Genomic DNA, 12,755 nt, shown 5'->3' on the forward strand with positions numbered 1-12,755 from the left:
GCTTCTTGGCCGTCTCCTCGTCTGCGGTCTCTGCCGAGACCGGCACGCGGGCGCCGTTGGCGTCGTAGTAGGCAATCCACAGGAAGGGGGAGTCCGCGCGCCGGTAGATGGAGCCAGTCCGGGCCGTGCGCTTGCGCTTGGCGGCCATCAGCAGGCCTTCCGCCGCAGCAGGCGCTGCGCCTTGGCGTCGATGTCGGCATCGGAGAGCGGCGCCTCCGGCTGCTTAGTGAGGAGTGCGAGCAACTCGCGGCGGCTGACGCGGGTGCGCCGCGGCGTGCCGTAGCGAGTCAGCTTGCCCTCGCGCAGCCAGCCTTGAATCGAACTCACGCTGTAGCCCGCGACAACCGCCGCCTCCGCTGGCGACAGCAACTCATCCTGCATGGGGGTGCCGCGCAGCTCCTCTCGGATGATGCGGCGCAACCCCTCCAACACGTCTGCCATTGACTCCCCCGCTCGGGTCTTGCTGGATGACTTACGAAGTTGATTGAGAGGTCGCGACCTGTCGGCCGCGCCTCACCCGAGGTCGATGCAGCACGTCGCATCGACCGCACGCATGTAGAGCAAGGTGTGCGCCACGGGGCCGACGCTGGGCGTGACGCCAGCGCCGAAGGCCGGAGGCGTGCCGTGCCGTGGACGCGGTGTCTCGCGGCCCGGCCGCACGCACCGTGGAAGGGGAGGAGCTGTGCTGACTCGAAGCGGTCTCCACGAGGCCCCCAGAAGGGTAGAGGCGCTCTATCTGCGGACCTCAACGAACGCAGATAGAGCGCCGGAGGGCGCGTGTCCCAGCGCTACCTGGGTGCACAGGCCTTTTCTGGTGGTCCTCTCACGAGAATGAGGAGACCAAAGCTCTGTGGGAAACGGGGCGCTGGTTGAGGTCACTGCGTCAGCGAGCCGTTGGGTACGTCAACTGCGAAATCTGTGTAAATGGGTAGCACTCCGGGGCAGGGAGTGCAAGTCCCCTACTGCGAAATCGACCGCGTGGCCTCGGTGGGCTTCGCGGCGGGGCGGTAGCACTTGCGCTTGTGTTCGTAGAGCTTGTCGCCGCAGGGGGCTTCCTTCTTCAGCTCGACCCAGCACCCCCCGTTGATGAAGACCTCGCCCTGGTCTGGGTCGCACTTGCGCGTCTTCTGTCCCTCAAAGGGACGGGGCGGCAGCTCAAGCGCGAACATGAGCGCGTCGTTCGTCATGGCCGCGAGGACGAAGCCCCCGGTGGGCCCTGCCGCCGTCTGGGCGGGGCCGGGAGGCGCCTCATGCGGAGGCGGCGGCACCAATATTCCGCCCACCAGGGCCGCCGCGACGAGCGCGAGGGCGGCCGTGGTGGCCGAGCCGGTGCTTCGCCACGTCCGGCGAGCTGCGCGGCGCACCTTGCGCAGCCAGCGGCGCGAGCGCAGCACGGGGCCGCGTCGCCGCGGTGGCGAGCGCAGATGCGCCATGGTGTCCGCGAGCGAGCTGCGCGTGCATGCCGTCTGTACCATCGCCTTCGTCAGCGCCAAGGTGCCCTCCAGGTTGCGCGCTACGTCCGCGTCGGAGGCGCCGTCAGTGGCATGGACTCGCAGGCTGAAGCGCGGCGGTGCCACCGTCGAGGCGGGGCTGGCGGTGATGTGTACCTCCAGCCCGACGTCCGGGTGGAACTGTTGCTGCCTCTCGGTCAGTTCCAGCTCCAGGGACGGCTCTCCCGTAGTGGCGTGCCGCACCTGGTACAGCCGCCCCAGCAGGGAGCGCCTGTACCTGCGAATGATGATGTCCAGCCTCTGGCGGAACCTCCGGGCGTTGTCGCGCGTTGCTGCGCGTGCCCTGTCCGACGTACCACCGCGCCAGATATTCTCGGCCTCTATCACGTGCGCTCCCGCTCTGTCGCCCGTAGGGCATACCAGCATCGGGCGCGGATGTTACGGAATCGCCAGCTCGCGTGCGCTACTTTGCGGCCCGGCCCTCGGGGTACTGAGGGGGGCAGAGCCGCATCGAAGGGGCCACGCCACCTGTGGACCCTTCCGGGCGCGCTCGGGATTCGCGGAGGGGGCTTACAGTGGTTCCGCACCGAGTCCAAAGAGGGTGCTCGTGCTGGTGAGCTTCCCTTCCACTTCGTAGACTGCCCCCTTCTGAAGCTCCATTACGGCGGCTCGTGCCCGCTTCGAGAAGGACATCTGGATGTCCTGGATTAGCGATGGAGAGTTCCGGCCGCACTTGAATTGGACGGTATACCCGCCCAACATACCTTCGCTCACCTCTACGACCTCCAGGTCCCAGGCAAACCCTTTCCCCTTGTATGACTTCCAGAGTTCGTCCTTCTGGAGGTCCGAGAGCTTCGAGCTGGGCCCAAATGTCCTTGAGACCTGTGCGCAAGACTCCTTGATGTAGTCCGCGCGCCGTTTGGCACTAGCCTGCTTCTCCTCTTCCTTCTCGACCTTTTGAGTGAGGTCTTCAAGACGTTGCTGCAGTGCCGCCAGTGGCTTGTCATTGGGCTCGGACTGAAGCGCAGTGGCAATGCGCTTGTGTGCGGCATTTAGGGTTACGCGGGCGCTCGTTATGTCCTTGGCGGCTAGTTGGGCCTGGGCGTCCTTTATCGATGCGTTCGTGTCGTCACGAAGTGCATCCCTTTCGGTCTTGGCTGCAAGCGCCACTGCGTCCGCGCGCTTCGACGATTCAATCTGCCCGGCGAGAGCCAAGTACCTGAGTCCCTCACTGCGCTCCTTGCTGAGCCGCGCTTGCCCTTGAGCATAGAGCAGGGCTCCGCAGCGCTCCTTGTGGTTGGCTGGAATTCCACCCGCTGACACTGCTTGCTCGCACAACGCTAGTACGTCCTCATTCTTGCTGCTGGCGGCAAGGTCCTCGAACTTCAATGCGAGTTCAGTCGCCCTGGCTTCAGCCTCAAGACGCCTCTTCTTCGCTTCGTCCATGTTGGCTTGGGCGCGCGATTGGGCGGTCTCTTCTGCGCCGACTGCGCCGAGACCGAGCAGCGTAAGAACTACTCCCCCGATGGCGCCAAAGCTCGCGAGCACTCGCAGGCGCGGCACTTTGACAATGGCGATGATGCTGCCTGCGACTGCCAGCACCCCCAGGATGATTCCGGGAGTGCCTGTCATTCCAATGGCCGTGATAATGCCGAGGCCGAAGCATGAGCCGATGAGATACGCGAGAACTTGGACGCCCATGCTGGTCTTCTTCTTGGGCCCAAGCGAGTTCTGCTGTGACTGACCGCTCGACTGCATCTCCATGTACTCCCCCTGTGATGACGGGGACGTACATCGGAGAATCGCGAAGAACAATGGGGCAGTCCCTCCCTAGGGGCGGGTTTGGCTCGACCCCCGTTGCCCCGCTAGGACTCCCGGTGCCCCTCACTCCACGCCCCTGAACGACACACCGTCGAGGCTGACGAACGACACGCTTCCTGCGGTTAGCGTCACAGTCCCGTCCGTTCCGATGACGAGCGCCCCCATCACTATCACTCCGCTGCCGCACACCACTGGATGGTCCACGACCGACAGCGGGCGGTACTGCTCGGGAAGGGTAAACGCAACGGTGTTGACAGTGGTGCCGGCCATCGCGCCCTGAAGTCGCACGCGGCCCGTACTGTCACGGAAGAACGTTGGCGCCGCGCGGCCATTGGCCGCGTATGGGCCCCATCCATTTGTGAAGACTACGACCGACCTGGGGGCCTGTTGAGGTGTGGTGTAGGGATCGACGGAAGCATTGTCGATGTTCACCGCTACCGTGTCGCTCGCCCTGCCTGCGAATAGCCGGGCGTACCGAGCGCTAGCCGGGGCAACCGCATGGTTCACCAGGGGGGTCCACGAACCAACAGAGGTGCCTTGGCCCAACGCGGCTCCCGTGGTGATTTCGGTGAACGTTGCGTCGTACCACCTCAGTTCCAGTCGCGCTCCGCCCGTCCCTGGTGTCCCTGTCGGCTTCAGGTAGCGAAGCCGCGCTACATACGTCTGGCCAGGCGTAACGGCGAAATATTGGGACACGAGCAACTTTGCGCCCGCCGTCGTCGCCGGAAACGACACTGCATAGGTGGCTGTGTCCGCTTCCGTCGTTCGGACTGCATCGACGCCAAACGTGCCAGACGCCATCTGCCAGCCGTCCGGTGGCTCGCTCCCGCCTCTCGTCCACGCCTCGAACGAGGGGTTCGGGGTCAGGCTGGAGAAGATGACGAGCGGAGCCAAGTCGTTCGGTGCCACGAACCGCGGCGACAGCGCCACCTGCGCGGACGTGGGCCCGACGTTGCCGTGGACGTCGCGGCCGCGCACCACGGCGTAGTGGGTGGTGCCGGGCACCAGGTCGGCCACCTCGAAGCGCGTGGCGCTCGCCGCGGCCTTGAGCGTCGCCGCGCCCGGGGTGAAGCCGGGCGAGGTGGACACGTGGAGCTCGTAGGTGTCCCAGTCCGGGCCGGAGGTGCTGGGCTTGAAGGCGAGGGCGAAGCCGTTGACGGTGGGCGTGGGCTGCAAGTCGCTGGGCGCGTCGGGGCCCTTGAGCTTCGTGGTGACTTGAATGCTCTTCAACGCGGCGTTGTGGGCAGTCAGGGGCGCGGCGTCACGCGCGCGCCATTCCAGCACGGAGGTAGCGGGCCGGCCGCGCAGCTGTAGCTTCGTCTTGGCGATGCCTCCGGCGAAGGTGTGGTCGAGGTTGACGACGGCCAGCTCCACGGGGGCGCCCAGGGTGACGCCGTCCGGGAGTACCCGAACCATGTCGTTGACCTCCAGCGCCCAGTGGTAGGGCACCTCCAGCTCGAGCGTGAGCGAGGAGTCGGAGAGGTCGGCGATTGCGGCGTCGGCCAGGCGCTGGGCCTCCGCCTGTGTGTTGATGTTGGAGACCGCCGCCTCGGACACCTGCATGTACCGACGCCCGTGCTCGGCGATGCTGGTGGGGTTGGTGGCTGTCACCGTCTTGCGCTTCGCGTTCCCGAGTGCATCCCTGTCGTCCTTGTCTGTGTAGAGGACCTCCACGACGTTGCGGATGTCGCGCAACTGCCTCTTGGCCTGCTTGAGGGCATCGTAGTCCTCGGGGCCGAACGTCCAGACGGGCTCGCCCGCAAGGCGCTCCGGCGCCTGGAGCGTCCAGGCCCAGCCGTGGCCCTCGCGCCAGCGCAGGCGCACCTCCCAGCCGAGCTGCTCGGCCAGGGCGCGCACTGCGTCCCAGACGGGCTCGCGCTGCTGCGTGTACTTGCCGAGCTGCCACATTGGGTCCACGGGCACGTACAGCCCGGGGCCCGTGCCAGGGGGGATGGTGTCGCCGATGATTTGGGCCATCACCGTCTGCACGGCGACGCCGACGGTGTTCTCCCCGTAGTCGCGCTCCGTCTCGATAAACCAGTCCTGGAACACGCCGGCGAAGTCGCGGCCGTTGAAGCTCAGCTCCTCGGGGCCGGGGTCCACCTCGTCGATTCGCCCGAGGAACACCTGCCGCCAGGCGTCTGGCCGGGCGCGGCCGTTGGACGTCGTCTGCACTTCAATCCGGAAGCGGCGCCCTTCCTTCAGCAGCGGCACCAGGAGTCCCGTGGGCCCGCGGTTGGCCACGCTCGAGTCCACCATGGGGGAGAGGGAGACGACGCCCCCAGGCCCGTTGCGGCGCACGGACACCGTGGCCACGCACACAGTCGCATCCTGGGTTTCGGACCACTGCGCGCCCATCACCCAGTCGCGGCCGAGCAGGGTGCTCAGGTCCACCTCGGAGTTGTCAGGGCGCAGCACCACCACGCGCAGGTGGGTGCCGTAGTTGCCGGCCTGAAGCGTGGCCCGCTCCTGGTTCGTCAGAATCCTCATGATGGTGCCTCCTGAAGCGTGAAGGCGAAGTCCTCGCCCTGCACGCGCTGGGCGCCCTCCCACCACTCCATGGCCTCGCCCTGGCCGGCGTCGCCCTGGACGAGGGTGGGCCGGTGCAGGCCGGAGCCGCTGGCGCGGTGGTACGGCAGAGGGCCAAAAGGGGCGCCCGAGTCACGCCACGGCGCAAACCACGCGTCGGGGGCGCGGTAGGGCAGCGCCACCAGGTCGCTTATGAGGAGCAAGTCGTTGGAGGGGTTGGGGAAGCCACCGGCCACGCCGGTACGGTGGCGCACGGTGAGCGAGCCGTTGTCGTCCACCTCGGCCAGCCCGGTGGTGCCGGGCAGGCGAAACGGCGCCGTGCTCGCGTACCAGGGCGCAACCCATGAGTCGGGCACCGTGTACGGCAACACGACCAGCTCGTCGATGAGGAGCGAGTCGCCCTCCTGATTGAGAAGGACGACGGCGCCGTCCGGCAACTGCGTGTAGTCGCCGCTGGAGGAGTAGAGCGCTCCTGCTGACGCTGGGTGACTGCCCACCACTCCGTCGCGGCTCAGCGGCAGTCCGGCCCGGTGGAGGTAGAGGTGCCAGGTGCTGTCTGTGGAGAACCGCGCCCAGTAGGCCACCGTCCACTGTGGGCCGAGCGCCGTGGGCCACGTCGCCGAGGCGCCGCTGTAGAAGTCTGCGCATTGCCCATACCGTCCGGCGCCACCTTGACCCGCGTCTACGTCGCTGGGCTCCATGCCCCAGTTGCTGGCGAAGCCGGCGTCGAAGGACCACGTATGTCCCAGGGCCGGAGACGGCGCCGCTGCGTCGACGTACATGGGGCCGTCCGAGCGCTGGACGTAGTGGTGCCACTGCGCGCCAGACCCGTCCCAGACGCGTACCCAGTACGCGACCGTCCAGTCCTCGCCCAGTTGCGTGGCCCAACTGACGTGGCCTGCGCTCAACGCGAGCGCATATCCCTGGTACCGCCCGAGGTCCGGCAGCGCCAACGGTGAGCCGACAGTGGATGGCCACAGGCCGCGGCTCGACGTCATGGTGCCGTTGGCGAAGTCCCAGGAATCGCCCTCACCGTCGATGAGCGCGCGCAGCGCCGCGGCGTCGGCGAGGGACAGCGGCCCGGTGCCTCCCTCGTAGGCCATGAGCTTCCGGCGCACGCTGCTGCGCGGGAAGCCGTTGAAGGTGCGCACCTTCTCGCCCAGCAGCACGGGCGAGTAGCGCAAGCCGCCGGACAACGACACTGGCACCGGAATGCCGGAGAGGGCGAGGAAGGGAGAGGGCATGGGCTCAGGTGCCGCGGAAGGAGAAGCGCTGGGAGAGGCGCGCGAGGGTGCGCTGTAGGCTGCGCCCGCTCTCCTCGATGGCCTCGTCGATGTCGTAGCCGGTGATGTAGTTGTTCACGACGATGGAGGCGGGCGTGTCTGCCATTGCCGCGCCCGTCTTCGTGTATCGGTTGCGCGGGTCGTTCGGCTGTTTCCAGTCGGGCAGCTCTTCCCCAGCGCGATTGCGCAGGATGCCGTCGCCGGCGGGCTGCGGTGGGCGCGCACCACCACCGGACGGTGTGGGCGGCGGCTGTCGCGTGGGCTCGCTGCTGGGGCCGTCCTGCGCGTCCTGGGACTGATACCGACGCAGCGCCACCTTCCATGCGTTCGGCACGTTGGAGAGAGCGTCGGTGGCCTTCTGGAGGGCCTCGGTGTTGCGCAACACCTCGGCCGTCTCGCGCGCCTTGGCCTCCGCCGTCTCCCAGGTGAGCTCGTTCAACGCCTGGAGGGCGTCGCCCATGGCGTTTGTGTCCACCTTCACCTTGTCGAGCGAGTTCGCGAACTTCTTCAACGAGTCGATTCCGAGCCACTCCACCGCCTTGGAGATTCCTCGGACGACGGACTGGACGGCGCCGATGATGGCGTTCCAGACGTAGCCGATGCCCTGGGCCGCGGTGAGGATGATGGTGGCCACGAACTTGAGGACGTCGAAGAGCCCCTTGAGCACCGGGCCCGCGAGGTATTGCAGGGGTGTCATCACCAGCAGGAATGCCTGGGCGATGACGGTGAGGATGGGCGCGAGGGCCTGGAGGATGCTGCCGATGAGCACCAGCGGCGGCACCAGCGGCTCGATGAGCTGGCCCAGCGTCTCGAAGACGGGCGTGAGCGCACCCACCACCGCGTCGATGACGAGGAAGATGGCGCCCACCAGAGGCTGGAGCGGAATCAGGACGGCGCCGAGTGCATCCGCCACCTTCTGGATGATGGTGCTGACCATCCCCATCAACACCTGGAAGCCCTCGGACTGCGCGAGTAGGTCTCCGATGACGGCGGCGATGCCGCCAATCGGGTTCATGCCCGAGGCGAGGAAGCCCTCCTGGAAGGTGTTGATGAGGTCGTTGACGCGCCCGAAGGCGGCGCGCACCCGGGAGACGATGGACGCGCGGGCGTCCTCAATCGCCTGCACCAACTCCGCGGAGAGTCGGCGGGCCTTGTCGTCCACGGCCTTGAAGTAGGCACGCGCGCCGGTGCCGCCGTGTCTGGCCAAGTCCTTGATGGAGGCGGCGAGCTGCTCGTTGGCCTCGATGACGGGGGCCGCCACCTTGTCGAGGCCCATGGCCGCAACGAGCCGCTCGTCGTCGTCGGCCATGCGCACCTTGGCCTTGCCGCCGGGGAGTGACAGGGAGGGGAGCCACTGGGCCAGCGTCTCAATCAGCTTCGGGATGCCGAGCTGCTCGCCAAGCTCCTTCGAGTGTTTCCACGAGTCCTGGAGTCCGAAGACAACGCCGTCCGCCGCAGCCTTGCCTACCTCGGCGGCACCAGCGACCATTGACGTGGCAGCGGCTTTGGCGACGCCCGCAGTCGCTTCAGCGACAGCCTTCGCCTTCGCGACAGCCGTGCTGACGCCCTCTGCCAGGTCATCGCCGGTGACGTTCTTCGCGACATCCAGCGCCGCGTTGAGGCGGCCCATCTCCAACTTCTTCGGGAGCGCCTTGACCAGCGGACTCATCATCTTCGCGCCCTCCCGAATCATCCACGCGAGGGTGGAGAGCGAGCTGCGCACGATGAACTCGATGCCGGAGGTGACAGCCCGGACGCCCGTGGTGATGACGTCCCACACCTTGCCGGCGAAGCTGCCGATGGAGCCGAGAATCTTGGAGACGGACTCCTTGATTCCGTCGCCGGCCACTTTCCAGTAGCCGTAGATGGCGCCGGCCGCGAGCACGATGCCCGCAATCGCCGCCGCGAGGGCGATGAGGGGGAGCATCAGCCCGCCCAGGCTGCGCAGGAGGGGGCCGATGGAGCCCGTGGCGGCGGCGGCGTCTTTCCCCGCGCGCTTGGCGGCCTCACCAGCCTCCTTCGAGGCCTTCGCCACCTCCTTCCCAGCCTTGGTCGCTTCCGTCCCGACTGCCTTGGTGGCCTCCGCTGCGTCCTTCGCGGCCTTCGCAGCCTCCTTCCCGGCCTTCGTGGCGGCGGCACCTGCCGCCACGGCCGCTGTCTTGTTGCCGTTGAGGGCCGCGCGGAAGGAGGCGCTCAGTTTGTTGACGCCAGCGGTGACGCCAGCGAGCCCCACCGACTTGTCCAGCCTGCCCAGGGCGGCGATGAGTATGCCAGTGGAGCCCGCGAGGCCCTCCACCACGCCAGCCAGCTTACCCACGGTACCGATGGCGAGGCCCGCGCCGGCCACCCACACCGCGAGGTCCGCCGCGGCGCGCTTCGTCGTGGGGCTCAGCTTCTGGTAGGTGGCCACCAACCTGTCCACGAAGGCCGTCAGGCGCTTCACGGTGGGCGCGAAGAGGTCTCCAATCTCGGCTGCGAGCGTGTAGAGCAGGTCCGTGAGACGCTGGAGCTCCATGCGCAGCGCGTAGTTGGACTTCGCGGCAGCCACGACGGCGCCGCCGATGCTGGCGGCGACGAGGGCTCCCAGGTTGCCCAGCGGCTCGGCGGCTTTCTTCACCTTCTTGGCCAGGTCCTCGGTGGCCTTGACGAGGCTACCGAGGGACTGGACGGCCTGGCCGATGGAGGCCGTGACGACAATGTACAAGTCGCCTGTCTTCAGGCCACCGGGGCCGGACATGGTGCTACTCCTTCGCGCGCGGACGCACGCGGTAGGTGAGAGACTTCACTTCCGACTGGCCGCGTGCGGCGGACGGGCCCGTGCGCGGTGTCTGCCCCCTCGCGGAGCGCTCGATGTCCTCGACTTCGAGCGCGTTGTGGGCGAGCAGGTGGACCACGTCACTCGCGGCCCACCTGCGCACCTCGTCGGGGGACTGCCCCGTCAACTTCACCACCCCGTAGAGGGCATTCAGTTCGGGGTGGTCTCGGAGTTTCCCTTGGCCTCCTCCACGGTGGGGCCGCCGAAAGCCGCGAGGAAGTCGGCCTGGTACTCCTGAATCCACGCCTCCAAACGCAGCACCTCCAGGTCCTCGTCGCCGAAGACGCGGCGCACGCCGCCGGGGTGGTAGAGGCACGTGCTGGCGACGCGCACGATGAAGTTCCATGCGGTGATGTCTTCGACCACCTCGTTCTTGGCGTTCATCTCACCGGCCTTCCGGGCCGCGGCGAGCATGGCCACCTTGTCGCCCTGACTGGGCTCGCAGATGTCGTAGGAGTCATCGCCCAGGCGGATGCGCTTGTGTATCTTGCGGCCGAGTCCGATGGGCTTGCGGTAAGTGGGGGCAGTGGCAGTCATTGCGGGTGTCTCCTGTGGTGCGGGTGAGAGGGATTGCGTCAGTACGCGACGGGGGCGCCGGCGCCGTTGAGGGTGACGGAGAGGGTGATGAGGTCGGCGACGGACTTCCCCTCCTCGTAGGAGTCCACCGTCACCGGGTAGCGCCAGCCGCGCTCGCCCTCGTCGCCGTCCGCGTCCTCGATGACGAGGAGGTAGATGACGGTGTCCGACATGAAGGAGCTGCGCAGCAGCACGTGCGGCGCGCTGCCCTTGAAGAGGTGTCCGGACAGGGGAATGGTGTAGTCCTTCAGCGTCTTCTTGCGGCGCTTGTAGCCGTCGCTGCCGAAGTAGTTGGTGTCCACCTGGTCGGCACTGAAGGTGACGGTGGCTTCGTTGATGCCCTCCAGCTTGTTCGCTTCGGAGGGCACCGCGTCGGCGGTGGCCGCGAGGTGGAGAGCATCGACGTAGGCGGCAGAGGGTTCCGGCATGGCAATTCCTTTCAGCGGGAGCGGGAGTTGAGCTGCGCGAGGTAGTCCGCCAGCACCTGCTGGACGCCCTTGCGAGCGACGGAGCGGGAGCGGCGGAAGGCTTTCTTCAAGAAATGGGGCGGCGGGTTGACGATGTCCTTGCCCCAGTGGACGCCCTCGTGAATCGGCCCCGCTTGGGGATGCTCGTAGCCAGCAGAGCGCGACACGGAGAGGCGCTTCGTCATGTTGTAGGCGGCGTCGGAGACGAAGCCGGTGTCCGCCAGCGGCGGCAGAGGAGGGCCGTCAGAGGTGGGGGCGTCGGCGTGCTCAGCGGGCGGACGGCGCGGCACGAGGGGCGCGCTCAACTCCAGCGTGCGCCGGGCGGCGTCGTGCAGCGGCACGTCCAGCTTGCGCAGCACCTCCTGCGCGTTGCGGCGCAGCGCGAGAATGCGGGAGGGGTCGAAGCGAACGCGGACGGGCATGCCCCTGAGAAGGGGTGCCGTCAGGCCGAGTAGCGGGCCGCGAGGTTGAAGACGAAGCGCGGGTAGTCGCTCGCGTCTAGGCCCATGTAGTGCGGGCCCGCGCCCTCGCACTGCACGTCCACGTAGCCGGGCACTCGCGCCAGGTGCAGCGTGGCCCAGCACTGCGCCGCGAAGTCGCGCGTGGCCGTGTAGCTGGCCTGGGGCCCACGCACGATGACCTGGACGTCAGCCGCCAGAACACCTCGCCTGGTGCCCAGGTAGAGGCCCGCCTCGCCGCCCGTGTAGCGGAGGCAGACCATCCGCGGCGGTGCCTTGAGCGGGAAGGGGCCGGGGTACAGGGTGGGCGGGTTGCTGGTGGTGGACAGGCTCAGCCCGGCCGCCTCCAGGTACGCGGCCAGCTCGAGCTCCACGTCCCGGGGCGTCACAGGTACACCTCGTAGTGGTCCACGGTGCCGGAGAGTGCGTGGCGCGGACTGCACCGCAAGGGCTCCCGGCCGGCGTTGTAGTCGTCGGGAGACGTGCCGGGCGGGTACACCCTGTCCTCGGGCTTCACCTCCACCCGCGTCCACATGATGGCCTCGGAGACGCGGTCGCTTCCGTCCGCGGTGACGAGCCGCTTGGTGGCGCCCTCGTAGCGGCAGGGGTGCAGCTCCGGCTCGGAGTACTCGTGCTCGCCGCGGGCGTTGGTGACGAGGAGGCGCTCCAGCCAGAACGTCTGGCGCAAGGCGTGGCCCATGAGCATCAGCGCATCCTCCGGTACGGCGTGAGCATCTGCCTCGCGGTGGAGGGGAGGGCGGCGCGGCCACCGCCCTCGCCGGCGAAGTAGCTCATGGACGTGCCGCCGATATTCTCCGAGGCCACGTCGCCGGGCTTGCCATCGCGCGAGAGGGCCGCCGTCACGGACTCCACCGCGGCGAGCTGGATGGCCGCCGGCAGGTCCACCTGCAGCGAGGAGTCCAGCGCGGCCTGGCCCGGCGTCACCCAGCCCGCGTCGTAGGTGACAACCACCTCGCCCGTGTCGCGCGCCTCCAGAGGCGTAGAGGAGACGCCCGTCGTCCAGCTCCCGGTGAAGGGCCAGCGCGAGGAGCGCGCCACCAGCCGCCCCATGAGGGCCGACTCCACCGCGTAGGACGCGGCGTCCACCTCGACGCCGCGCACGTCCACGCGCACCACCTGGCGGACGGCGCCGCCCGCCAGCCAGAGGTACGGCCCGCCCGTGCCCGCCACCGACTCCACCATGCCCAGGCGACGGTGCAGCGGATAGCCGACATAGGACGCCACCGCTTCGGACGCGGCGGTGATGAAGAGGGCCAGCCGCTCCGTCTCCACCCCGACACGCGCGGCGGGGTGGAGCATCGCGGCCGTCAGCAAGTCCTGGGGCGCGGGCATGG

At 68.1% G+C, this 12,755-nt stretch carries 13 protein-coding genes; all 13 read right to left on the minus strand.

Features of this window, described 5'->3' with window-relative positions:
• Positions 1-147 precede the first annotated feature (147 nt).
• The 13 genes from OZ403_RS10475 to OZ403_RS10535 all read right to left on the minus strand — a co-directional run bounded on the left by OZ403_RS10475 (position 148) and on the right by OZ403_RS10535 (position 12,753).
• Positions 148-441 (minus strand): helix-turn-helix domain-containing protein, encoded by a 294-nt coding sequence (locus tag OZ403_RS10475; protein WP_268784079.1) that lies wholly within the window; start codon positions 439-441, stop codon positions 148-150.
• A gap of 518 nt (positions 442-959) precedes the next feature.
• Complete coding sequence (locus OZ403_RS10480; RefSeq protein ID WP_268784080.1) at positions 960-1,694, minus strand: hypothetical protein; 735 nt, start codon at positions 1,692-1,694, stop codon at positions 960-962.
• 327 nt (positions 1,695-2,021) lie between these two features.
• Positions 2,022-3,215 carry a hypothetical protein gene (locus OZ403_RS10485; RefSeq protein ID WP_268784082.1) on the minus strand — a complete coding sequence of 398 codons (1,194 nt, stop codon included), beginning with the start codon at positions 3,213-3,215 and terminating at the stop codon, positions 2,022-2,024.
• A gap of 120 nt (positions 3,216-3,335) precedes the next feature.
• Positions 3,336-5,762, minus strand: coding sequence for a hypothetical protein (locus OZ403_RS10490; RefSeq protein ID WP_268784083.1), 2,427 nt, complete (start codon positions 5,760-5,762; stop codon positions 3,336-3,338).
• Positions 5,759-7,045: a hypothetical protein gene (locus tag OZ403_RS10495; protein ID WP_268784084.1), complete on the minus strand. Its 1,287-nt coding sequence runs from the start codon at positions 7,043-7,045 to the stop codon at positions 5,759-5,761. Before OZ403_RS10495 ends, OZ403_RS10490 begins: the two co-directional genes overlap by 4 nt.
• Before the next feature lie 4 nt (positions 7,046-7,049).
• Entirely contained in the window at positions 7,050-9,821 is a 2,772-nt protein-coding gene (locus OZ403_RS10500; protein ID WP_268784085.1) for a hypothetical protein, read from the minus strand.
• 4 nt (positions 9,822-9,825) lie between these two features.
• Complete coding sequence (locus tag OZ403_RS10505) at positions 9,826-10,035, minus strand: hypothetical protein (RefSeq protein WP_140854724.1); 210 nt, start codon at positions 10,033-10,035, stop codon at positions 9,826-9,828.
• Positions 10,036-10,049: 14 nt separating this feature from the next.
• Entirely contained in the window at positions 10,050-10,436 is a 387-nt protein-coding gene (locus OZ403_RS10510; protein WP_140854726.1) for a phage tail protein, read from the minus strand.
• A 38-nt stretch (positions 10,437-10,474) separates the two neighbouring features.
• The gene (locus OZ403_RS10515) at positions 10,475-10,903 is read right to left on the minus strand and encodes a phage tail tube protein (RefSeq protein ID WP_140862451.1); all 429 of its coding nucleotides are present in this window, start codon (positions 10,901-10,903) and stop codon (positions 10,475-10,477) included.
• A gap of 11 nt (positions 10,904-10,914) precedes the next feature.
• Complete coding sequence (locus OZ403_RS10520) at positions 10,915-11,364, minus strand: hypothetical protein (protein WP_140854731.1); 450 nt, start codon at positions 11,362-11,364, stop codon at positions 10,915-10,917.
• A 20-nt stretch (positions 11,365-11,384) separates the two neighbouring features.
• A complete protein-coding gene (locus OZ403_RS10525; RefSeq protein ID WP_268784087.1) occupies positions 11,385-11,789 on the minus strand; it encodes a hypothetical protein in 405 nt (134 codons plus the stop codon).
• Positions 11,786-12,100 (minus strand): hypothetical protein, encoded by a 315-nt coding sequence (locus tag OZ403_RS10530; protein WP_268784088.1) that lies wholly within the window; start codon positions 12,098-12,100, stop codon positions 11,786-11,788. The genes OZ403_RS10525 and OZ403_RS10530 overlap by 4 nt, the downstream gene beginning before the upstream one ends.
• 5 nt (positions 12,101-12,105) lie before the next feature.
• On the minus strand, positions 12,106-12,753 hold the full coding sequence (locus OZ403_RS10535) for a hypothetical protein (protein WP_268784089.1): 648 nt from the start codon (positions 12,751-12,753) through the stop codon (positions 12,106-12,108).
• Positions 12,754-12,755 lie beyond the last annotated feature (2 nt).

Source organism: Myxococcus sp. NMCA1 (genome assembly GCF_026810205.1).
Classification (GTDB): Bacteria; Myxococcota; Myxococcia; order Myxococcales; family Myxococcaceae; genus Myxococcus; species Myxococcus xanthus_A.

Bases quoted from the DNA above. Each gene is read 5' to 3' on its own strand.
- OZ403_RS10475 (WP_268784079.1), bottom strand. From the start codon at position 441: ATGGCAGACGTGTTGGAGGGGTTGCGCCGCATCATCCGAGAGGAGCTG.
- OZ403_RS10485 (WP_268784082.1), bottom strand. From the start codon at position 3,215: ATGGAGATGCAGTCGAGCGGTCAGTCACAGCAGAACTCGCTTGGGCCC.
- OZ403_RS10490 (WP_268784083.1), bottom strand. From the start codon at position 5,762: ATGAGGATTCTGACGAACCAGGAGCGGGCCACGCTTCAGGCCGGCAAC.
- OZ403_RS10495 (WP_268784084.1), bottom strand. From the start codon at position 7,045: ATGCCCTCTCCCTTCCTCGCCCTCTCCGGCATTCCGGTGCCAGTGTCG.
- OZ403_RS10500 (WP_268784085.1), bottom strand. From the start codon at position 9,821: ATGTCCGGCCCCGGTGGCCTGAAGACAGGCGACTTGTACATTGTCGTC.
- OZ403_RS10510 (WP_140854726.1), bottom strand. From the start codon at position 10,436: ATGACTGCCACTGCCCCCACTTACCGCAAGCCCATCGGACTCGGCCGC.
- OZ403_RS10515 (WP_140862451.1), bottom strand. From the start codon at position 10,903: ATGCCGGAACCCTCTGCCGCCTACGTCGATGCTCTCCACCTCGCGGCC.
- OZ403_RS10520 (WP_140854731.1), bottom strand. From the start codon at position 11,364: ATGCCCGTCCGCGTTCGCTTCGACCCCTCCCGCATTCTCGCGCTGCGC.
- OZ403_RS10530 (WP_268784088.1), bottom strand. From the start codon at position 12,100: ATGGGCCACGCCTTGCGCCAGACGTTCTGGCTGGAGCGCCTCCTCGTC.
- OZ403_RS10535 (WP_268784089.1), bottom strand. From the start codon at position 12,753: ATGCCCGCGCCCCAGGACTTGCTGACGGCCGCGATGCTCCACCCCGCC.